The organism is Stutzerimonas stutzeri (assembly GCF_000590475.1).
Classification (GTDB): domain Bacteria; phylum Pseudomonadota; class Gammaproteobacteria; order Pseudomonadales; family Pseudomonadaceae; genus Stutzerimonas; species Stutzerimonas stutzeri_D.
Genome location: NZ_CP007441.1, coordinates 185,735 through 207,684, shown reverse-complemented (window position 1 = coordinate 207,684; position 21,950 = coordinate 185,735). Strand labels below are relative to the sequence as shown.

Here is a 21,950-nt window from a genome sequence, read left to right as displayed (position 1 = left end):
CACGAACCGCCGGACCCGGCATCAGCTAGGTCCGGCGGTTTGCTGTCTGCCAGCCAAGTGCGTTGGACTCCGTGCGGCGCCGATACCAAGCGGCGAAGAACACCAGCGCCAACAGCAACTCGGCCAGGTCGCCGCCGTAATACATCAGCTGCGCGGCGGCCTCGATCTGCGCCAGGTCGTGCGCCGAGTCCCGTGGAAAGCCATAGGCGTACATCAACTTGCCGAGCACGGCGTGAGCGGCGATGGCAACGAACAGCACCCCTAACCGCAGCCACATGCCAGGCCGATGGGGCGCGGGATCCGGTCCGGCAATCGACCAGCTGAACAGGTAGCCGGCCAGGACGAAATGCAGCTGCAGCCAGACATGCAGCAGTGGCTGATTGAAGCTCAGCTGGTACAGCGGTGTCAGATAGAGCACATAGAGCCCGCCGATATCCAGCAGCAGCGCCGTAACCGGATGGCTCATGCAGCGCCCCAGTGGGCTACCCGCAATATCGGTGAGGCGCCTCGCGGTGACCACCGGCACGCTACGCAACAATAGCGTACCGGGCGCACCGAGCATCAATGCGATGGGCGCAAACATGCCCAGCAGCAGGTGTTGAGCCATATGCCCGCGCAGGTCGGCATGGCCCCATTCGACCATGGGGGGTGACAATGCCAGCACCAGCAAGCCACATCCAAACGAGAAACTGATCAGCCGCCAACAGTGCCAGGCCTTGCGGCGCCTGCGCTGAGCGCGCACGCCGAGCACATAGGCAAACCACAGGCCCAGGGTCAGCAACACCAGCAGGAAGGTTCCGGCCAGGGCTAGCAGATGGGCATCGTGGGACATCTGCTATTCGTTCCGCGGTGGCGCGGCTCGGCCAGGTCCGAGCTGCCGCCAGGTGATAAAACCAATCACCAGCAGCATGACGCCGAAGCCGTTCCAAGTCAGGTCGTAGAGCCAGATGTCATCGACATAACGCACCTGGTGCAGGCGCAACAGCTTGTGATCGACGATGCCGTCGAACAGCTGAAACCCGCCAGCGCCGAACAAAAGACCGGCCCACGCGTGCCGTCGCGACACGGACTGCTGACGATTCAAGCGCACGAACAGATAGCCGCCGGCCGCCAACATCAGCAGTTCCGCCGCGTGCAGCAGTCCATCGGAAAGCAGCGCTACGGCCAACGTCGAACGATCGAAGAAATGATGCCAGGCAAGAATCTGGTGAAACACGATCTCGTCCACCGCCGCCATCACGCCAACCCCGAGAAACATCGTCGCGGTAAGGCTGCCGTGGGCATCGACGGGGTTGGTAGTCACAATGATCTCCGGGTCGTAGCAGGTTGGCTTGAATCGAAACTCGCTCCGGTCGATCCAAACCCTATCTATGAGTGACTTAGGTCCGGCTGATGAGTTCGCCATTCAGTTGACCTGACAGGGCTAAATGCGCCGGGGCAAGGCCGTAAAATTCCGCGCATTTCTTGTTGGTATACAGAGCCACATCACCATGACCCACCCCCGCACCGAACTGCTATCGCCCGCCGGCACCCTCAAATCCATGCGTTACGCCTTCGCCTACGGCGCCGATGCCGTTTATGCCGGCCAGCCGCGCTACAGCCTGCGTGTACGTAATAACGAATTCGGCCACGCCAATCTCAAGCAGGGCATCGACGAGGCTCACGCCCAGGGCAAGCGGTTTTACGTGGTGGTCAACATCGCGCCGCACAATGCCAAGCTGAAAACGTTCATCAAGGATCTGCAGCCGGTGATCGCCATGGGCCCGGATGCGCTGATCATGTCCGATCCCGGCCTGATCATGCTGGTCCGCCAGCACTTCCCGGAGATGAGCATCCATCTCTCGGTGCAGGCCAACGCGGTGAACTGGGCCAGCGTCGAGTTCTGGCGCCAGCAGGGCCTGACCCGCGCCATCCTCTCGCGCGAGTTGTCGCTGGAAGAAATTGGCGAGATTCGTGAAAAGGTGCCGGGCATGGAGCTGGAAGTGTTCGTCCACGGCGCGCTGTGCATGGCCTATTCCGGGCGCTGCCTGGTCTCGGGCTATATCAACAAGCGTGACCCCAATCAGGGCTCATGCACCAACGCCTGCCGCTGGGAATACAAGGCTCATGAGGGCAAGGAAGACGAGCTGGGCAATATCGTTCAGCAGTACCAGCCGATTCCGGTGCAGCAGCTTGACCATGACCGGCGCCAGCCAACCCTGGGTGCCGGCGCGCCGACCGATCAGATGTACCTGCTTGAAGACAACAGCCGCCCCGGCGAGCTGATGGAGGCCTTCGAGGACGAGCACGGCACTTACATCATGAACTCCAAGGATCTGCGCGCCGTGCAGCACGTCGAGCGGCTGGTGCAGATGGGCGTGCACTCACTGAAGATCGAAGGCCGCACCAAGTCGCACTATTACGTGGCGCGCACCGCGCAGGTCTACCGCAAGGCCATCGACGACGCCGTGGCCGGGCGGCCCTTCGACAAGTCGCTGATGGACACCCTGGAGTCCCTGGTCCATCGCGGCTATGCTATACCGAAGGCTTTCTGCGCCGACATGTGCATGACGAATATCAGAACTACGAACGTGGCTTCTCGCTTTCCGACCGCCAGCAGTTCGTCGGCGAGCTGACCGGTGAACGGCGCAACGGGCTGGCCGAGGTGACCGTCAAGAACCGCTTCGCCATCGGCGACTGGCTGGAATTGATGACCCCGCAGGGAAATCTGAACTTCCGCCTGGAGGCGCTGGAAAACAAGCGTGGTGAACGCGCCGAGATGGCACCCGGCGATGGGCATGTGCTCTATCTGCCCGTACCGGAAAGCGTCGACTTGCAACATGCGCTGCTGATGCGTGAACTGGACGGCGGCCGGACCACCCGCGGGTAGCCCGCCAGTACGAGGCGCCGGGCCAGACCCGCTCCGCCGCGTGGCGGGTTTCGCCGCGACAGCCGTAGGGTGGGCTTCAGCCCACCGGCAATAGGAATGACGCAGAGACCAGCGGCGGGCTGAAGCCCACCTACGGCCCGTAAAAGCCCAGCGCGCACCATCAAACCAAGAGTTTGACGAACTCCTCAGGCGGCACCGGACGGCTGATCAGGTAGCCCTGCATCTCGTCACAGCCGTGCGCCTTGAGGAAGTCCGCCTGCGCCTGGGTCTCGACACCTTCGGCCACGACCTTGAGCTCCAGACTGTGGACCATGGCGATGATCGCCCGAACGATAGCCGAGTCCTCGCCCACCTGATCCAGCTCGCAGATGAACGAGCGATCGATCTTCACGTAGTCCACCGGGAAGCGCTTGAGGTAGCTGAGCGAGGAATAGCCGGTGCCGAAATCATCGATTGCCAGCTTCACGCCCAGCGCGCGCAGTTGACGACTGATGTTGATCGCGTTGTCGATATCATCGAGCAGCTGACTTTCGGTCAGTTCCAGCTCGAGCCGATCGGCGGGCAACCCGGTTTCTTCCAGTACCTGCCGCACCAGGCTGACGAAGTTGCCCTGACGCAGCTGCTTGACCGACAGATTGACCGATACGCGGATCTCCGCCAGTCCGTCGAGCTGCCACTGGCGCGCCTGCCGACAGGCCTGACGCAGTACGAACTCGCCCAGCGGGATGATCAGCCCGGTTTCTTCGGCCAGGGGAATGAAAAAACCTGGCGCGATCAGGCCTTTCTGCGGATGCCTCCAGCGCACCAGTGCTTCGGCCGCATCCAGGCTGTCTTCCGTCACGCTCAGCCGCGGCTGGTAGAAAACTTCCAGTTGGCCTTCCTCAAGTGCGCGCCGCAGCTGGTTCTCCAACTTGAGATTTTCCAGGCTCGACGCCTGCAAGCGCTCCGTGAAAAACTGCAATGTGTTGCCGCCCAGATGCTTGGCGTGCTGCATGGCCATGTTCGCCTGCAACAGCAACGACGTCGCCTCGCGCGAGTTGTCCGGCATCAAGCTCGCGCCAATGGAAGCGCTGACCACCAACTCCTGACCGCCGACATGAATCGGCTTGCTGATGCGCGTCAGCAATCGGCTGGCCGTGTGCGCCAGGCTCGCGAGGCTACCGTACCCGTCGAGCACCGCTACGAATTCGTCACCGGAAATGCGCGCGATGGTATCGGCGTCCGAGAGCGTATGGGACAGGCGGCGGGAAACCTCGTGGAGCAGCTGGTCCGCGGCCTCATGTCCCAGGCTTTCGTTGAGGACCTTGAAGCGGTCCAGATCGATGTAGAGCACCGCCAGCCCGCGATTGCTGTTACGGCTGCGCTCGCAGGCGCTATGCAGGCGCTCCTTGAGGAGGGTCCGATTGGCCAGCCCGGTGAGCTCGTCAAAGTGGGTGAGGTAGCGCAAACGCTCCTCGACCTGCCGTCTGACGCTCAGATCGGATACGAAGGCAACCACGTTGGTAACGTTGCCGTGTACATCCCGTACTACGCGCATCTGAGCCCATTGCGGGTACACCTCGCCGTTTTTGCGAGTCTCGATCAGCTCGCCCTGCCAACTATCGTTTTGCGCCAGGCTTTCGCGAATCGTCGCGTATTGCTGGCGACTGTCTTCGGAGCTGGCCAGTAACGCGACACTTCGGCCGATCAGCTCTTCCCGAGTGAATCCAGACAGATTGCAACAGGCCTGGTTGACGGCCAGCAGTCGGAACTCGGGATCCATGATCGCCATGCCCTCACCTGCCGCTTCGAACACCGTAGCTGCCAATCGCAGTTGCTCGGCCTGACGATGACTCTCACTGATGTCTCGCCGCGTACCGATCATGCGGACGGCCCGGCCGTTGGCATCGCGCTCGGTGACCCGCCCGCGGTCTTCGATCCAAACGGAACTGCCGTCGTTGAGCATGGCCCGGTATTGCACGGCATAAATGTCGGTCTTGCCCTTCAGATGATCAATCAGATCCTGTTGTACACGTGGGCCGTCCTCGGCATGCACTTCGGGGCGCCGTTGATCGGCAAGCCGCAACCGGTCGCTTTGTCCAACGCCGAAAATCACGTCCATCCGCGAGTGATGGACTTCGTTGTTGGCCAAATCCCAGTCCCACATACCGATCGCGCTGGCTTCCAGCGCCAGGGACAGCCGTGCCTCGCTTTCACGCAGCGCGGCAGTGCGCTCGACCACCCGACGTTCGAGCCCGTCGAACGCCTCTCGCAGCCGGGTCTCGGCATGGCGACGCTGCTCGATTTCCCGGGCCAGCTCGCCATTTAGTTCGATGGCTTCACCGCGCATGCTTTGCAGCCGCCGAATCAGCAACTGATTCTGCCGGCGCTGTGCCAGGCTGACCGTCACCAGTCGGTTCATTTGCCAGGCGATCATGCTCAGCGTCAGCAGCACAATTGCCGCCAGTAGTCCCCACCCCTGCAGCTGGGGCTCGCCGCTGCCCAGCAGCACGGCCGCAGCGGGGAGCAGTCCAGGAATGGCAAACGCCCCGAACGCCCGGAGTGATACGCCGCAGGCCACGCAACCCGCGAAGAATACCGAGGCAAGCGAGCCGAGCAATATTGTTTGCTGCAAAAACGGGCCGTCTAGCGCCAGCTCGATGATGGCGTAGTCCAGCGTCACCGCACTGGCGACGCTGCTCAGGAGAAAAGACCGGTACCAGCGGGGTTGCTGCTGCTCCTCGGCGCTTGCCTTGGCGAAACTGCGTGTCTGCTGCAGCCGCAGAAGGGCGAGCGCGAAGGTTACACCGGACCATATAAGCAGTTGCGGCTTCGGCGCTTCCGACCAGAGCACGGCGGGGAAAACCAGGCTGGTGATGATCATCAGCAGCAGCGCGAGCCGCGAGCCCTCATAGAGCAGCCGCGTGCGCTCAGCCCGCTGATCAATCTCTGCAAGGTTGAAAGCGGCGTGGTCCTCCATGGCCATTGACGCCGACGGATTGGCTTGTGCTGAATCGGTCATCAGGTTGTTCTTGTAATGAATGTCTGGAGCAGTAGGGGTGCATTCGGCACGCTTTGATAATGGCACGACGCTAGCGTCTGGTCATCGTCTGTCCGACCAAAGACCGTGGATGACGATACGGTGGTATCGATCAGGTGGATTTTCAACAGGTCGATGACCAGAACCCGGGCCGACTCCTGGTGCTGTTGCTGCCCTCCTCCATCCAAGCCTCCTGTCTGTTCCCGGCCGTGTTGGCGCCCGTCTGTTGCACGAGCGAATCGACTGGGTTTCCGGCTAGAATGGCGCCCATGCATGATGATCTCTCCCTTCTCCTGAACTCTCTCAACGATGCCCAGCGCCAGGCCGTGGCCGCGCCGCTGGGTCGTCAATTGGTCCTCGCCGGTGCTGGCTCCGGCAAGACCCGTGTGCTGGTGCACCGCATCGCCTGGCTACACCAGGTCGAGCGCGCATCTTTGCACTCGATTCTTTCAGTAACCTTTACCAACAAGGCTGCCGCCGAGATGCGTCAGCGCATCGAGCAGCTGATGAAGGTCAACCCGCAAGGCATGTGGGTCGGCACCTTCCACGGCTTGGCGCATCGCCTGCTACGGGCACACTGGCAGGAAGCCAAGCTGGCGCAGAATTTCCAGATCCTCGATTCCGACGATCAGCAGCGGCTGGTCAAGCGTGTGATCCGCGAGCTCGGCCTCGATGAGCAACGTTGGCCGGCGCGTCAGGCCCAGTGGTGGATCAACGGACAGAAGGACGAAGGCCTGCGGCCCAAGCACATTCAGCCTAGCGGCGATCTGTTCCTGGCCACCATGCTGAGCATCTACCAGGCCTACGAAGAAGCCTGCGCGCGCGCCGGGGTGATCGACTTCTCCGAGCTGCTGCTGCGAGCGCTGGACCTTTGGCGCGACAACCCGGGCCTGCTCGATCATTACCAGCGCCGCTTCCGCCACATCCTGGTGGACGAATTCCAGGACACCAACGCCGTGCAATACGCCTGGTTGCGCCTGTTGGCCAAAGGGGGCGACAGCCTGATGGTGGTCGGCGACGACGATCAGTCGATCTACGGCTGGCGTGGTGCGCGGGTAGAAAACCTGCACCAGTTCAGCGAAGACTTCCAGGACGCCGAAACCATCCGCCTGGAACAGAACTACCGCTCCACTGCCTGCATCCTCAAGGCCGCCAACGCGCTGATCGCCAACAACCAGGGACGCCTCGGCAAGGAATTGTGGACCGAAGGCTGCGAAGGCGAGCCGATCAGCCTGTATGCCGCTTTCAACGAACACGACGAAGCCCGCTACGTGGTCGAAAGCATCGAGAGCGCCATTAGGAAGGAAGGCCTGGCACGTAGCGAAATCGCCATCCTCTACCGCTCCAACGCCCAGTCCCGTGTGCTTGAAGAAGCCCTGCTGCGTGAACGCATCCCCTACCGCATCTATGGCGGCCAGCGCTTCTTCGAACGTGCCGAGATCAAGAACGCCATGGCCTACCTGCGCCTGATCCAGACGCGCGACAACGACGCCGCGCTGGAGCGGGTGATCAACGTGCCGGCGCGCGGCATCGGCGAGAAGACCGTCGAAGCCCTGCGCCAGTTGGCCCGCCAGGAGGGCACCTCGATGTGGGCCGCGCTGCACCAAGCGGTCGGTACCAAGGTGGTTTCAGGCCGTGCAGCCAGTGCGCTGAACGGTTTCGTCGAGCTGATCGACACGCTTGCTTTGAAAGTCGAAGGCATGCAGCTGCACAACATGGCGCAGCTGGTCATCGAGCAGTCCGGACTGCTCGCTTATCACCGCGACGAAAAGGGCGAAAAAGCCCAGGCTCGGGTGGAAAACCTCGAGGAATTGGTCTCCGCCGCCCGCGCCTTCGACCATTACAGCGAGGAGGAAGAAGACGAGCAGACACCACTTGCCGCCTTCCTCGACCATGCCTCGCTGGAAGCCGGCGAGCAGCAGGCCGGCGATCACGAGGACAGCGTGCAATTGATGACGCTGCACAGCGCCAAGGGCCTGGAGTTTCCGCTGGTGTTTCTGGTGGGCATGGAGGAAGGGCTGTTCCCGCACAAGATGAGCCTGGAAGAACCTGGCCGTCTCGAAGAAGAACGCCGCCTGGCCTACGTCGGCATTACCCGCGCCATGCAGCAACTGATCATCACCTACGCCGAAACCCGGCGGTTGTATGGCAGCGAGACCTATAACAAGGTCTCGCGCTTCGTGCGCGAACTGCCGCCAGCACTGGTCAGCGAAGTGCGCCTGAGCAATACCGTCAGCCGCAGCTTCAACACCCGTGGCATGAGCGGGGGCTCGCTGTTCGATGGCGCCAACGTGCCGGAAACGCCGTTCAACCTCGGTCAGCGTGTCCGCCATTCGCTGTTCGGCGAAGGCACCATCCTCAATTTCGAGGGGTCCGGCGCTCAGGCACGTGTCCAGGTGAACTTCGAGAGCGAAGGAAGCAAGTGGTTGATGCTCAGTTATGCCAAACTCGAAGCGCTATGACGTGCACGTCAACCTGATACTAATAAAATTCGTCAAAGGAAATAGCCACTCATGAAACGCCGTCACTTGTTTGGTGCCGCCGCTGCCCTGCTTGCATCCCTGGGTCTTGCGGGCTGCAACGATGAGAAAAAAGTCGAATCGACCGCCGAGCCGCAAGCCACTACCAGTGAAGCACCCAAGGAATACCACTGGAAGATGGTCACCGCCTGGCCGAAAAATTATCCAGGCCTGGGCACTGCCGCCCAGCGGCTGGCCGATCGCGTCAACGCCATGAGCGACGGTCGGCTGACTATCAAGGTTTACGCCGGCGGCGAGCTGGTGCCCGCGCTGGAAGTCTTCGATGCCGTCTCGCGCGGTACTGCTGAGCTTGGCCACGGCGCCGCTTATTACTGGAAGGGCAAGGTGCCCACTGCGCAGTTCTTCACCTCGGTTCCGTTCGGTCTTTCGACCAGCGAGATGAACGCCTGGCTGACCCGCGGCGGCGGTCAGGCGTTCTGGGATGAAGCCTACGCGCCCTACGGCGTCAAACCCATGGTCGTGGGCAACACCGGCATGCAGATGGGCGGCTGGTTCAACAAGGAAATCAACTCGCTTGACGACCTGAACGGTCTGAAGATCCGCACGCCTGGCCTGGGCGGCGAAGTACTGAGCAGACTCGGCGCGACTACCGTCAACATGCCGGGTGGCGAGGTCTTTACCGCGTTGCAGACGGGGGCGATCGATGCCACCGACTGGGTCAGCCCGTACAACGACCTCGCCTTTGGCCTGCACAAGGCCGCCAAGTACTACTACTACCCAGGCTGGCAGGAGCCACAGGCCGTGCTGGAACTGCTGATCAACCAGAAGGCCCTCGACAGTCTGCCGGACGACCTGCGTGCGATCCTCACCGAAGCCGCCCTGGCCGCCAGTCGCGACATGATCGACGACTACGTCTACAACAACGCACTGGCGCTCGAGCAGCTCAAGCAACAGGGCGCGCAGCTCAAGCGCTTCCCAGACGAGGTGCTGACTGCCATGCGCGAGCAGGCCGACGTGGTTCTCGGCGAGCTGGCCGCACAAAGCGAGCTGAACGGCCGCATCTGGGCGTCGATGAAGGCGTTCCAGGCCCAGGTCAAGCCGATGCACGAAATCTCTGAGAAAGAGCTGTATAACTGGCGCTGAGCCAGATGACCGCTGCGCGTGTCGACCTCGGCAAGCGCAGCGAAGCAAAAGCCCGAAACACTCTGCAACTGGCGCGCCCGGACCGGGGCGTGCACCATCTGCTATGTATCTTCACCAACCCAGGAATACCAAATGCAACGTGTGCTCAGCATTTTCATGGCGCTGTGTATCGGCCTGACCCTCAGTCTCGACGTCCACGCCAAGCGTTTCGGCGGCGGCAAGAGCTTCGGCTCGGCGCCCAGCCATCAGACCCGCCAGGCGCCTCAGCAGACCCAGGCCAACACGACTCAGGCAGGCCGTCAGACCCCGGCCGCCGCCAGCGGCGCATCGCGCTGGCTGGGCCCGCTGGCCGGCCTCGCCGCCGGTGGCCTGCTCGCCTCGATGTTCATGGGCGACGGCTTCGAAGGCATCCAGTTCATGGATATCCTGATCTTCGGCGGTATCGCGTTCCTGCTGTTCCGCTTCCTCGCTGCGCGCCGGCGTCAGCAGCAACAGCCGGCCATGGCCGGGCACGGACATGGAAACGCACCGATGCAGCGCGAGGTGCCTGCACAGACCTCGATCTTCGGTGGCAGCGCGGCGCCGGCGGCAGCACCGGTAATCAACGCACCCGCCTGGTTCAATGAGCAAAGCTTCGTGGCCGCGGCTCGCGAGCACTTCCTGTCCCTGCAGCAGCATTGGGATGCGAACGAGATGGACAAGATCGCCGAATTCGTCACGCCGCAGCTGCATGAGTTCCTCCAGCGCGAGCGTGCCGAGCTTGGCGACGCCTACCAGTCCACCTACATCGACGATCTGCAGATCCAGCTCGACGGCGTGGACGACCAGGCCGACAAGACCATCGCCACCCTGACCTTCGTCGGCGTATCGAAGAACTCGCGCTTCGACCAGGGCGAGCCCTTCAGCGAAAGCTGGCGCATGGAACGTGCGCAGGGCGAGAACCAGCCATGGCTGGTCGCGGGCATCCGCCAGAACGCCTGACCCGCGCAGCGGTCATCCACAAACCCGGGCTAGCCCGGGTTTGTCGTTTCTGCGATTCGCGATTTGCAGCCTGATTCGGATGACGACGAAACACTGGGCGCTGAGCTTCTGGTGTATTTGCGAGCCCTCTGCGACGGCGAAGCTCCTGACTGAATTTGATCGCTTCATCCGCCGCGCGTGAACCAACGGGGCGTCCCGCCCAGCGGCGCAGCTCAGGGTTAGGCTTCCCGACTCCAGTCCCGTTTTAGACAAACCACTGATCTTTACCGACGGGCTGAGCTGAACCCTGCGAAGAATTAAGCGTCCATTCTTATCGCGAATAAAAAAGAACGGAGTCCTGCGTGCCAGGCAACCTCGCAACAGGGTTCAGCGCCTTCAGCATGGCTGGCGCACCCACGGCCCTTTCCGCCCCGAATCGCCAACAGGATCGTCAGCCATGAGCAGTGTTCGCCTGCCTTCGGTCGACCGCCTGCTACGCGCACCCGCCTGTGCGCCGCTGCAGCAGCGCTATGGCCGCGAAGCGCTGCTCGGCACCCTGCGCGACCTGCTCGACGAGCTGCGTGAGCCCGTCCGCCAGGGTCAGCTCGCGGCGCTGGAGCTGTCCGAAGCGGTGCTCGCCGGTCGCGCCGGCGAACGCCTGGCCAACCAGCATCGCAGCCGCGTACGCCGCGTATTCAACCTGACCGGCACGGTGTTGCACACCAACCTCGGCCGCGCCCTGCTACCGGATGAAGCCATCGAGGCAATAACCCTGGCGGCGCGCTACCCGATGAACCTGGAGTTCGACCTCGCCAGCGGCAAGCGTGGCGACCGCGACGACCTGATCGAAGGGTTGATCCGCGAGCTGACCGGCGCCGAAGCCGTTACCGTGGTTAACAACAACGCCGCCGCCGTACTGCTGGCACTGAACAGCCTCGGGGCACGCAAGGAAGGGATCATTTCCCGCGGCGAGCTGATCGAGATCGGTGGCGCCTTCCGCATCCCTGACATCATGGCCCGCGCCGGCGTGAAGCTGCATGAAGTGGGCACCACCAACCGCACCCACGCCAAGGATTACGAGGCCGCGATCAACCCGCGCAGCGGCCTGCTGATGCGCGTGCATACCAGCAACTACACCGTGCAAGGCTTCATCAGCAGCGTCGCCACGGCCGAATTGGCCGCCATCGCCCGCGCCCATGGCCTGCCGCTGCTCGAAGACCTTGGCAGCGGCAGTCTCGTCGACCTGTCGCGCTGGAGCCTGCCGAAGGAGCCCACCGTGCAGGAAGCCCTGCGCGACGGCGCCGACATCGTCACCTTCAGCGGCGACAAGCTGCTCGGTGGTCCACAGGCGGGGCTGATCGTCGGTAGTCGCGAGCTGATCCAGAAGATCAAGAAGAATCCGCTCAAGCGCGCGCTGCGAGTCGACAAGCTGACCCTGGCGGCGCTCGAAGCGGTGTTGAACCTCTACCGTGACCCCGACCGTCTCGGTGAGCGCCTGACCAGCCTGCGCCTGCTGAGCCGCCCGCAGCCGGACATCCGCGCACAGGCCGAACGGCTCGCACCCGCCTTTTCCACCGCGCTTGGCGAACACTGGCAGGTCGCCGTGAGCGATGCGCTAGGCATGATCGGTAGCGGCGCGCAGCCAGTGGCGCGTCTGCCCAGCGCCGCCCTGTGCATTCGCCCGCAGCAGCCCAGGCGCCTGCGCGGCCGCAGCCTGCGCCAGCTGGAAGAGGCGCTGCGTTGCCTGCCGATCCCTATTCTTGGCCGGATCGCCGACGACGCGCTCTGGCTCGACTTGCGGCAACTGGACGACGAGCCGGCGCTGCTGGAACAGCTGTCCCATTTGCAGCGGGAGTTGGCGTCATGATCATCGGCACAGCCGGCCACATCGACCATGGCAAGACCGCGCTGCTCAAGGCATTGACCGGGCAGGAAGGCGACCGCCGCCGCGAAGAACGTCTGCGCGGCATCACCATCGATCTTGGCTACCTCTACGCCTCGCTGGGCGAGTCCGACCTCACCGGTTTCATCGACGTGCCCGGCCATGAACGCTTCGTGCATAACATGCTGGCCGGCGCCTGCGGCATCGACTGCGTGTTGCTGGTAATCGCCGCGGACGATGGTGTGATGCCGCAGACCCGCGAACATCTGGCCATCGTCGAGCTGCTGGGCATTCGCCGTGCGCTCGTGGCACTGACCAAGATCGACCGGGTCGAAGCGCCGCGCATCGCCGAAGTGGGCGCCCAGATCGAAGCGTTGCTGCAGGCCGGTCCGCTGGCTGAAGCGCCGATCTACCCGGTGTCCAGCGTTACCGGCGAAGGCATCGGGGCGCTTCGCTCGGCACTGGTCGAGCAGGCCGCAAGCGTACGCGCGCGCAGCGACCAAGGTCATTTCCGCCTGGCCATCGACCGCGCCTTCAGCGTCACCGGCACCGGTGTGGTGGTGACCGGTACGGCTTTCGCGGGCCGGGTTCGAGTGGGTGATGAACTGACCCTGGGTCCCATCGGGCGTACCGTTCGGGTACGCGGGCTGCATGCCCAGAATCAGGCTGCGCAGGAAGCCCGCGCAGGCCAGCGGGTCGCTCTGAACCTCGCCGGCGATCGCCTGGCCGTTGAGCAGATCAACCGCGGCAACTGGCTGCTGAAGCCCGAGCTGCAGGCCGCCACCCGGCGCATCGACATCGAATTCACCCTGTTGCCCAGCGAGGCCCGCGAGCTGCGGCACTGGACCCCGGTGCACATCCATCTTGGCGCGCAGGACGTCACCGGCCGGATCGCCCTGCTGGAAGGTGAATACCTGGCGCCCGGGGGGCACGTGCACGCGCAGCTGCTCCTGAATGCACCGGCTCATGCCGTGCATGGCGATCGCGTGGTGCTGCGCGATCAGTCCGCGCAGCGCACCATCGGTGGCGGCCGGGTGCTCGATCCCTTCGCCCCGCCGCGCAACCGGCACCGCCAGGCACGGCTGGCCGTTCTACGTGCACTGTCCGGCGAGACGCTTGAAGACATCCTACCGGCGCTGCTGCCCAGTGCCCTCAACGGCTTGGAACCGGCCTTGCTGGAGCGCCAGTTCAACCGGCCGCGACAGACCTGGCGCTTGCCGGACGAGGCGTTGGAAATCAGCACGCGGCTAGGCCCGCGGCTGTTCGACCGCGGCACCTGGGACTACCTCGAACAAAGTCTGGTGGCGGCGCTGCAGCGCTTTCATGAAACACAACCGGACGAGCTCGGCCCGGATCGCGACCGTCTGCGCCGCTACGCGCTGCCTCAGTTGGAGCGCCCTATCTACCTCGCCCTGTTGGAGCAAACCCTGGCGGCCGGCAAGGTCGAAGCCAGCGGGCCCTGGCTGCACCTTCCGGGACATCGAGTCCGCCTGAGCGCCGAGGAAGAATCGTTGAAGGCACGGCTGTGGCCGCTGCTCGAATCAGCCCGGTTCAATCCACCCTGGGTGCGCGAGCTGGCTGGCGAGCTGGATATCGAAGAAGAGCGGGTGCGCCATCTGCTGCGCAAACTGTCGCGCATCGGCGAGCTGCAACAGGTGGTTAAAGACCTGTTCTATCCCGACTCGACCATCCGCCAGCTGGCCAATCAGGTGCTGGACATGGAGCGCCAGACCGGTGTGATCCGCGCCGCCGCCTTTCGCGACCAGATCCAGCTCGGCCGCAAACGCAGCATTCAACTACTCGAACATTTCGACCGCATCGGCCTCACCCGCCGCTTCGGCAACGAACGCAAAATCCGCCCCGACAGCGCCTTGGCCTCGGACGTCGAGCTCAGGTAGGCTGCTCGAACACTGACCGGAGCCAAGCTCCGTTCACGCCAACTTCTGGAGGGCAATCGCACCCGGTGGTGCGGCTGGGCTTCAAATCTGTGTTTAACCAATTTTCCATTGGACTATGTTGGCAAGCACTGGCTATTCAGACTACGTCGTTCCGGTTTGCGGCCAGTGTTGGTCTTTGCTGGCTTTTGTTTTCGATTCTAACGAGCCCAGCCTGGAAGCTTTCTGTCCGCCGGCTTCCTCATCACGGTCACCGGGATCATTTTTTGGTTCCTGTGGTAATCCCTGAAGTACTTGGCAACCACACCGCCTTTATTGTTCATCGACAAATCTTCTTCTGTCGTGCTGAGTCCTTGCAACGTAACAATGTAGTTGAAAGGCTCAAAATCAGGGACGCCACTAACTCTTAACTTTAAAGAAAGTGAAGCCTTTATACTTTCAAAAACCTCATTTACGTTCACGTCTAAGTTAAGACCATAAGAAAAATCATTTACCGCGAATGCTCTAAGAACAATTTCATGCCAAGCGCCACCAATTCCAGCCTGCATGGCGATTGGACTCTTCTTCTTGGCATTTACAATCTTTTCGATAACTGGAAGAGCAGACTTCAAGATTACTGTCGCCAAGGTCATGCCAAGCTTCGTATTCTTTCGCTCTGAATAAAGTATCGACATACACAAGCACAACAGCGCAGTTAACACAATCTCCCTTGTTTCAGTTACCTTTAATATCTCCAGAATAAACTCACCAGCCTCGTCTGGCCCAAACTCAGCGAGACGCTGATAAAACCCGACAATTAAGTGCCATTCGCTAGATATATCTTTTGCAGAAATATCATTAGGTGCCGCCCAGGCCAGCAGCTCTATAAACTGCAGGCTTAAAGTGCCTTTATATTCAGGAACAATTTCGTAAAGGGCATTAAAAGCATTCTTGTTCCCCGACTCCATTACAAAGTCTTTTATCTCGCCGTTGATTGCGCCCTTTACCCTCTCAATAGCCCCGAGATCAGGCGTCAACCCAATGATGTACTCTGAGACTAAGAACTCTTGATACGATCTGTGTGGAAAATAAAACTTATCTGCCATTTTCGTTTCGAGAACAGAGCCTGAAACGAGATCGCGAAGCGCAGCCTCGCGGTCAATGTTCTTCCCATCTCTGCACTTATCTATAAGTGAACGAGGTATTTCAGACAAGGCAAGCCCACTACCTCCTCCATCGCACCACATCCACCAGGCTAACTCTCTTACGAAGTTTCTCCGTGTGTCGCTCGAGAAAATCCGCCTCGATTTTTTGAACATCTCCCGCTCTATAATGCAATCCATAAAGTGCTTATACAGTCCGTAACGACTATAGCTTTCTAACTGCTGGCTCGGTTCAGATGCAATTTCAGCCAGCATTTTAGCTTGAACGGGACGCAAGATTATTTCGGAGAAATCCAACGCTTTGATTTCAATAATTCTTTTAGATATGAATTCTTCTAAAGGCATATTGCAGTCTATACCGGAATCCGTTACCAAATGCCGGATGTACTTCCCCATAAACTCTATGGAAGCTTCCCTGGTAAAGAAGTTGAGCTCAATTCTATCGTATATGCTCCACTCAAAAGCTCTGACTTCTTTCTCGTCAAGCGGCCGGACTCCTCTCAATATTAGGGCCTGCTCAGAATCGCTTATAAAGGCTGAAGGCCTACCCAATAGGATTACCTTAGATCTCTTTTCTACAAGTCTATTGAGCTCTTTAACATTATGCCGAAACTGGTCCCATGTCATGGCGTGCTTCATTTCATCGAAGCCGTCTAACAATATGCAGAATTGGCCGGACCTATTCAGCTCCATAAATAATTCAAACGTGTAGTTTTGCACTGCATTGGAAGAAATTAGACTTTTAGCAAGAAGACCTTCAAGGCTCTGCTCATCGGAGATCTCGCCTAGCCGAATATATATCGGTATCCGCCCGCGGTTATTCTCAAGAAATTCCTCGGCCAATGCGCAGGCGAAGTGCTTGGAAAAACTGGTTTTTCCCATGCCGTACCCAGCCAATATGGCTATCGGCCTGGCATTTTCTTCGCTAATCCACGATAACAAACGTTCTTTTAAGGATTGATTTTCACCGAAATACAAGGGCATATAATATTTATCAAGCCCACCCTCCTTGTATCCTGTACAGAGCCCTTCTAGGTACGTCAGGAAGTTCATGATATGCGAGCGAAACTGCTCTAAGGTCATAAACATAAAGCCGCACCCGATTATGTACTTTCGCGTATCCGGGCTAACATCTAGCGGCGCTATGATTATTACCTTATCTACCTCTTTATTATTAAGCAGAACGCTATATTCAGAAAATATATTAGACGCTATGTATGCTTTGGTTAGAGGCTTCTCATAGTTCTTCGCCTCAATGGCATACCTAACTAAAGAGCCGTACTCAAATCTTTCATAATAAACATCAACTTTTTTATATCCACCAAGCCGCTTTTCTATCTCCACATTTCTATAGGAAGCAGCCGCCAATATTCGAGCAATCGTATCACGGTAGTCATTCCCTTTCTTGACAGCACTCATCTATTCACCACCGTTGGTAATCATTCTTCATCGCTCGCAAAAAAGTAAGCGGCACTTCTTTCTCGTTGCCCACCTCGCCAGCACTAGTTAATTTTTACTAGCTTAATAGATTGCTGTGCATAAGGGATTTGGTCATGCTTATGATCTACCTCGGAATTGGAAATATTTAATTCCTCATATTCAAATTAACACTTGCTTTGCAATTCCTACGAGCAATGCTTCCTTCCCCGCCAGGACAGAAATCGCTTATCCGTGACTCTTTTCCTACAACCACAATTTCTTTTCGGCGGGGCGGGATCGTTACGGTCGGCTCGGGGATAACCCGTGTAGCGGGAACGATATTAGTCGCGCCCTGGGGAACGTAGTTGTTGTCGTTGAATACTGTTTGCTTGGGCGTCGGCTCTGCCGTAACAGCTTGAGGCTGGTCTGATTGCCACTGAGGCGTTGCACCTCTCGCGGCCACTTCCTCTACTACCCTGCCCCAATCCTTGGTCTCTGTGGTCTTTACTCGCGTAATCTCAGCGACGGAGGCTGGCTTGGGTTGGATGCGCCTATCGGCAATGCGCTGTGCGGTTCCCTGCAGGAACGCTGAGCCTGCCATCTGGAGAACCGCTAGCGTAATAACGGTGCCAATCAGGCCAGGGATCAGCCTCGCTAGCCTGCGGCTTTTACGTGGTTGCCTTGTGATGTAGTCCGGGGCGTCGTTCCAATCAGCCTTCATACCTAACCTCTCCCTGTCGTTCGGGCGTACCAGCGCCTAGTCACTTCCGTTGTGATCGCTATCCTGCGCTCTGACTGGTCAAGTTTCGGTTGGCCTCGTCGAATTGCGGGGTTCGGTGATCATGTTCGGGCTCGATCCGGCCGCTTACGATCCAAAGGCGTCCTCGAAAGCGAGTCTGCGAGGTGGCGTTCTCATCATCCCAGCGCGGATTCTCTCACTGCTGATGTCGCGCCGGCGATCGTATTTTTTACTGACTTACCCAGCAAAACTTCCTGGGGTTCGTCACCAGCCATAAGTATGCGGTACGCTCACCTCTCGCCTGATCTTCTGCAAGAAGTAGTAGCAGTTGGCCCGTTCGGAAATTCCGACACTTCGTTGATCGTGCTCGGTCAGAGCATCAGCCAAGCTGGAAACTCCTTGTAGATCAATGAGGAAGGCAATCGCACCCGGTGGTGCGGCCGGGCTTCAAACCCGGTTGGGGGCGGCAGCCGTTCCTGGGTGGGTTCGACTCCCACTGCCTTCCGCCATTTCCCGGCTGGACCCAAACGCCTCCGTCGCCCTACATCCCGAACCCCGCAACACGGCAAAGCGCTAATCGCGCGGCAGCCTTTCTACTCGTCTGCTCCGTTCCAGCAATCTTCAATTGAACTCATAGACAGAAGCCATCTGCCGGTCGAGCGCAAGCGGGACAAAGCTGGTCTAGGATTTTATGCACGGGACGATCAGGAGACTAAGTATGTTGGCCGCATTACTTCCGACCTTGAAGGAACTGGAGCTTCCGCTGCGCCTAAAGCTGTGGGACGGCAAGGAGATCGATGTTGGCCCCGTCCCAAGCGTGACGCTGGAAATCAAGGATCCCGGTCTGATCCCGCAGTTGGCCCACCCCAGCCTGGCCCTGCTGGGTGGGGCGTATGTCGAAGGCAAGATCGACTTTCACGGCCCGCTTGAGGAGATCATTCGCATCGGCGATGAGATCTCTAGCGCACTGGGCGAAGAGCACTCGGCATTGCCGACTCGCCAGGCGCATGACAAGGCCACCGACGCCGAAGCGATTTCCTATCATTACGACCTGTCCAACACGTTCTATCAGCTGTGGCTCGACCGCGACATGGTCTATTCCTGTGCGTACTTCGAGACCGGCACCGAAGACCTCGATCAGGCGCAGCAGGCCAAGCTGCGGCACCTGTGTCGCAAGTTACGGCTGAAACCGAGTGATCGCCTGCTCGATGTCGGCTGCGGCTGGGGCGGGCTGGCGCGCTTTGCTGCGCGCGAGTATGGCGTCCAGGTGTTCGGCATCACCCTGAGTGCCGAGCAGTTGAAGCTGGGCCGCGAGCGCGTCGCCGCCGAGGGCCTGGAAAGCCAGGTCCGGCTGGAGCTCATGGATTATCGTGATCTGCCCAGGGACGGCCAGTTCGACAAGGTGGTCAGTGTCGGCATGTTCGAGCATGTCGGACACGCCAACCTGCCGTTGTACTGTCAGCAACTGGCGGATCTGGTACGTCCCGGCGGGCTGGTGCTCAACCATGGCATCACCTCGCGCTACATCGATGGCCGGCCGGTGGCGCATGGCGCGGGCGAGTTCATCGATCGCTACGTGTTCCCTCATGGCGAGTTGCCGCATCTGGTGAAGATCGGCGCCTGCATCAGCGAATCGGGACTGGAGATCGTCGACGTGGAGAGCTTGCGCGTGCACTACGCGCGCACCCTGCAGTTCTGGAGCGAACGCCTGGAGACGAATCTGGCCGAGGCCCAGCGACTGATTCCGGAGCGGGCGCTACGCATCTGGCGGGTTTATCTGGCGGGCTGCGCCTACGGCTTCCGTCGTAACTGGATCAACCTGCATCAGATTCTGGCGAGCAAGCCACTGCCAGATGGCTCTCATGAGCTGCCCTGGTCGCGGGCCGATATCTACCGATAGTCGAAGTGCAAGGGGCGCCTTAACGGCGCCCGGTTCAGCGCGGGTGAGTCAGCGCAGCAGCAACAGCGCTGTGGTGGTCGAGCGGATCATGCCGGTGGTGGTGCTGCCGACGAAGAACTGGCGAATCCGCGAGTGGCCGTAAGCGCCCATCACCAACAGGTCGATGCCTTGCTCGGCCTGATAGGCATGCAGGGTCGGTTCGACTTCCCCAGCACGAATCGCGGTCTGCACGTCGAAGCCGGCAGCGGCCAGCGTCTCGCCTGCCGATTCGAGCAAGGTGCGGTTGTCGGCGGTGTCATCACCGACCATCACTAGGTGAACGGGAATTCCCTTGAACAGCGGGCTCGAGGCCAGCATCTCGATGCCCTTGAGCGTAGTGGCGCTGCCGTCGAAGGCCAGCATGACGCGGGTCGGCACGCTGAAGCTGGCCGGGGTAACCAGGATCGGTCGGTGCAGGGTGCGAATCACGCTCTCCAGCTGGCTGCCGATGAGCTGGAAATCGGTGCCGCTGTCCTCGCCCTGTTTGCCGATCACCAGCAGGCGGATGTCCGATTCCAGATCGCGCAGCGTTTCCACCAGATCGCCGTGGCGCTGTCGCACGTCCGGCAGCGCTACGCCGGCGGTGATCACGCGCTGCTTGGCGGCATCGAGCATCATCCGGCCTTCCTCAAGCGCCAGCTTGTTGCGCTTTTCATCCAGCGCGGCGAGCTCTTCGAGCAGATATTCGCGGCTGCCGAGGCCAATGATGCCGCTGAGATTGCCGGCGGCCGGATACTGCTGTTGATCGAGAACATGTAGCAGGGCCAGCGGCGCATCCAGCTGGCGACTGGCCCAGGCGGCGCAATCACAGACGGCGGCTGCCGAAGGGGATCCGTCGATGCAAGCCATTACGTGGGTCATAGCCGTTCTCCTGGTCAGTGGTTCATGAGCGTGTCGATGGCTTCGGGTTTATCGTGCACCCCGAAGCGGTCGACGATGGTCGCGCTCGCTTCATTCAGACCCAGCACCTGGACTTCGGTGCCCTCGCGACGGAACTTGAGCACCACCTTGTCCAGTGCGGATACGGCGGTGATGTCCCAGAAATGCGCATGGGTAAGGTCGATGACGACCATTGCGACGGCTTCTTTGAAATCGAAGGCGGCGGTGAACTTGTCGGAAGAACTGAAGAACACCTGGCCCACCACCCGGTAGGTGCGCCGATTGCCTTCGCCATCCAGTTCCGCGTCGACCTTTAGGTAATGCCCGACCTTGTTGGCGAAGAACATCGCCGCCAGCAGCACGCCGGCCAGCACGCCGTACGCCAGGTTATGGGTGAACACGACCACCACCACCGTGACCACCATGACGATGTTGGTGGAGAGCGGGTAATGCTTGAGATTGCGCAGCGAATCCCAGCTGAAGGTCCCGATCGACACCATGATCATCACCGCTACCAGCGCGGCCATGGGGATCTGGCCGACCCAGTCACTGAGAAACACCACCATCAGCAGCAGCACGACGCCTGCGATCAGCGTCGACAGGCGCGTGCGGCCGCCGGATTTCACGTTGATCACCGACTGACCGATCATCGCGCAGCCGGCCATGCCGCCGAACAGGCCTGAAACGATATTGGCGACACCCTGGCCCTTGCACTCGCGGTTCTTGTCGCTGCCGGTGTCGGTCAGGTCGTCGACGATGGTGGCGGTCATCAGCGATTCCAGCAGGCCCACCACCGCCAGCGCGGCGGAGTACGGGAAGATGATCGCCAGAGTCTCGAAGGTCAGCGGCACTTCCGGCCAGAGGAAGATCGGCAGCGTATCGGGTAGCTCGCCCATGTCGCCGACGGTGCGGATGTCGAGGCCCAGATACATGGCCACGGCCGTCAGGCTGAGGATGCACACCAGCGGCGAAGGAATGATGCGGCCGATCTTCGGCACGTAGGGGAACAGGTAGATGATGCCCAGGCCGGCGGCAGTCATCGCGTAGACGTGCCAGGTGACGTCTGTCAGCTCCGGCAACTGCGCCATGAAGATCAGAATCGCCAGCGCGTTGACGAAACCGGTGACCACCGAGCGCGAGACGAAGCGCATCAGCGAGCCGAGGCGAAGGTAACCGGCGCCGATCTGGAAGACACCGCAAAGCAGGGTCGCAGCCAGCAGGTATTGCAATCCATGGTCACGCACCAGCGTCACCATCAATAGCGCCATGGCACCGGTCGCCGCCGAGATCATGCCCGGACGGCCACCGACGAACGCAATCACCACCGCGATGCAGAAGGACGCATAGAGGCCGACCCGGGGATCGACCCCGGCAATGATCGAAAAGGCGATCGCCTCGGGAATCAGTGCGAGGGCCACGACGAGACCGGAAAGCACGTCGCCACGCATGTTGCAGAACCAGTTTTGCTTGATCGAATGGAGCATCGGAATATCCAGAGCAAAGGCATCGCCGCCAGACCGGACTACGGCAAGCAAGGCTGAAACGAGACCAGATTTCAAATTCTAGTAGAGGTGTGGTCCACGC

The 21,950-nt window shown here is 60.5% G+C and carries 13 protein-coding genes, 1 tRNA gene and 1 pseudogene; 8 read left to right on the top strand and 7 right to left on the bottom strand.

The window, feature by feature from the left end:
* Window positions 1-25: 25 nt before the first annotated feature.
* A complete protein-coding gene (locus CH92_RS00935; protein ID WP_025239925.1) occupies window positions 26-832 on the bottom strand; it encodes a cytochrome c oxidase assembly protein in 807 nt (268 codons plus the stop codon).
* A 3-nt stretch (window positions 833-835) separates the two neighbouring features.
* Complete coding sequence (locus CH92_RS00930; RefSeq protein WP_025239924.1) at window positions 836-1,303, bottom strand: DUF2243 domain-containing protein; 468 nt, start codon at window positions 1,301-1,303, stop codon at window positions 836-838.
* A 181-nt stretch (window positions 1,304-1,484) separates the two neighbouring features.
* Here CH92_RS00930 and yegQ point away from each other — a divergent pair.
* A pseudogene (gene yegQ / locus CH92_RS00925) lies at window positions 1,485-2,869 on the top strand (tRNA 5-hydroxyuridine modification protein YegQ).
* 160 nt (window positions 2,870-3,029) lie between these two features.
* On the opposite strand, the gene CH92_RS00920 reads toward yegQ, so the two are convergent.
* The gene (locus CH92_RS00920) at window positions 3,030-5,870 is read right to left on the bottom strand and encodes a putative bifunctional diguanylate cyclase/phosphodiesterase (protein ID WP_025239923.1); all 2,841 of its coding nucleotides are present in this window, start codon (window positions 5,868-5,870) and stop codon (window positions 3,030-3,032) included.
* A gap of 287 nt (window positions 5,871-6,157) precedes the next feature.
* Here CH92_RS00920 and uvrD point away from each other — a divergent pair, with 287 nt between their 5' ends.
* The 5 genes from uvrD (at window position 6,158) to selB (ending at window position 14,251) form a co-directional block, all read left to right on the top strand.
* A complete protein-coding gene (uvrD, locus tag CH92_RS00915; protein ID WP_025239922.1) occupies window positions 6,158-8,350 on the top strand; it encodes a DNA helicase II in 2,193 nt (730 codons plus the stop codon).
* Between the two features lie 51 nt (window positions 8,351-8,401).
* A complete protein-coding gene (locus tag CH92_RS00910) occupies window positions 8,402-9,511 on the top strand; it encodes a TRAP transporter substrate-binding protein (protein ID WP_025239921.1) in 1,110 nt (369 codons plus the stop codon).
* A gap of 132 nt (window positions 9,512-9,643) precedes the next feature.
* Entirely contained in the window at window positions 9,644-10,492 is an 849-nt protein-coding gene (locus CH92_RS00905) for a Tim44 domain-containing protein (RefSeq protein ID WP_025239920.1), read from the top strand.
* 436 nt (window positions 10,493-10,928) lie between these two features.
* Window positions 10,929-12,338, top strand: a complete 1,410-nt coding sequence (gene selA / locus CH92_RS00900) for an L-seryl-tRNA(Sec) selenium transferase (protein WP_025239919.1) — start codon at window positions 10,929-10,931, stop codon at window positions 12,336-12,338.
* Window positions 12,335-14,251, top strand: a complete 1,917-nt coding sequence (gene selB, locus CH92_RS00895; RefSeq protein WP_025239918.1) for a selenocysteine-specific translation elongation factor — start codon at window positions 12,335-12,337, stop codon at window positions 14,249-14,251. Before selA ends, selB begins: the two co-directional genes overlap by 4 nt.
* A 197-nt stretch (window positions 14,252-14,448) precedes the next feature.
* Here selB and CH92_RS00890 read toward each other — a convergent pair whose 3' ends face one another.
* Complete coding sequence (locus tag CH92_RS00890; RefSeq protein WP_025239917.1) at window positions 14,449-16,809, bottom strand: NACHT domain-containing protein; 2,361 nt, start codon at window positions 16,807-16,809, stop codon at window positions 14,449-14,451.
* Window positions 16,810-17,812: 1,003 nt separating this feature from the next.
* Window positions 17,813-17,935: a hypothetical protein gene (locus CH92_RS22380; RefSeq protein ID WP_256059187.1), complete on the bottom strand. Its 123-nt coding sequence runs from the start codon at window positions 17,933-17,935 to the stop codon at window positions 17,813-17,815.
* 26 nt (window positions 17,936-17,961) lie between these two features.
* On the opposite strand from CH92_RS22380, the gene CH92_RS00880 reads away from it, so the two are divergent.
* Both CH92_RS00880 and cfaB read left to right on the top strand, forming a co-directional pair.
* A tRNA-Sec gene (locus CH92_RS00880) sits at window positions 17,962-18,057 on the top strand.
* A 209-nt stretch (window positions 18,058-18,266) separates the two neighbouring features.
* Window positions 18,267-19,448 (top strand): C17 cyclopropane fatty acid synthase CfaB, encoded by a 1,182-nt coding sequence (gene cfaB, locus CH92_RS00875; RefSeq protein ID WP_025239915.1) that lies wholly within the window; start codon window positions 18,267-18,269, stop codon window positions 19,446-19,448.
* A 48-nt stretch (window positions 19,449-19,496) separates the two neighbouring features.
* Here cfaB and CH92_RS00870 read toward each other — a convergent pair whose 3' ends face one another.
* Both CH92_RS00870 and CH92_RS00865 read right to left on the bottom strand, forming a co-directional pair.
* A complete protein-coding gene (locus CH92_RS00870; RefSeq protein WP_025239914.1) occupies window positions 19,497-20,348 on the bottom strand; it encodes a universal stress protein in 852 nt (283 codons plus the stop codon).
* 14 nt (window positions 20,349-20,362) lie between these two features.
* The gene (locus tag CH92_RS00865) at window positions 20,363-21,850 is read right to left on the bottom strand and encodes a SulP family inorganic anion transporter (protein ID WP_025239913.1); all 1,488 of its coding nucleotides are present in this window, start codon (window positions 21,848-21,850) and stop codon (window positions 20,363-20,365) included.
* Between the last annotated feature and the right edge of the window lie 100 nt (window positions 21,851-21,950).

Excerpts from the sequence above, each read along its gene's own strand:
- CH92_RS00870 (WP_025239914.1), bottom strand. The coding sequence starts at position 20,348 with ATGACCCACGTAATGGCTTGCATCGACGGATCCCCTTCGGCAGCCGCC.
- selB (WP_025239918.1), top strand. The coding sequence starts at position 12,335 with ATGATCATCGGCACAGCCGGCCACATCGACCATGGCAAGACCGCGCTG.
- uvrD (WP_025239922.1), top strand. The coding sequence starts at position 6,158 with ATGCATGATGATCTCTCCCTTCTCCTGAACTCTCTCAACGATGCCCAG.
- CH92_RS00910 (WP_025239921.1), top strand. The coding sequence starts at position 8,402 with ATGAAACGCCGTCACTTGTTTGGTGCCGCCGCTGCCCTGCTTGCATCC.
- CH92_RS00920 (WP_025239923.1), bottom strand. The coding sequence starts at position 5,870 with ATGACCGATTCAGCACAAGCCAATCCGTCGGCGTCAATGGCCATGGAG.
- CH92_RS00905 (WP_025239920.1), top strand. The coding sequence starts at position 9,644 with ATGCAACGTGTGCTCAGCATTTTCATGGCGCTGTGTATCGGCCTGACC.
- CH92_RS00935 (WP_025239925.1), bottom strand. The coding sequence starts at position 832 with ATGTCCCACGATGCCCATCTGCTAGCCCTGGCCGGAACCTTCCTGCTG.
- cfaB (WP_025239915.1), top strand. The coding sequence starts at position 18,267 with ATGTTGGCCGCATTACTTCCGACCTTGAAGGAACTGGAGCTTCCGCTG.
- selA (WP_025239919.1), top strand. The coding sequence starts at position 10,929 with ATGAGCAGTGTTCGCCTGCCTTCGGTCGACCGCCTGCTACGCGCACCC.
- CH92_RS00865 (WP_025239913.1), bottom strand. The coding sequence starts at position 21,850 with ATGCTCCATTCGATCAAGCAAAACTGGTTCTGCAACATGCGTGGCGAC.
- CH92_RS00890 (WP_025239917.1), bottom strand. The coding sequence starts at position 16,809 with ATGAGTGCTGTCAAGAAAGGGAATGACTACCGTGATACGATTGCTCGA.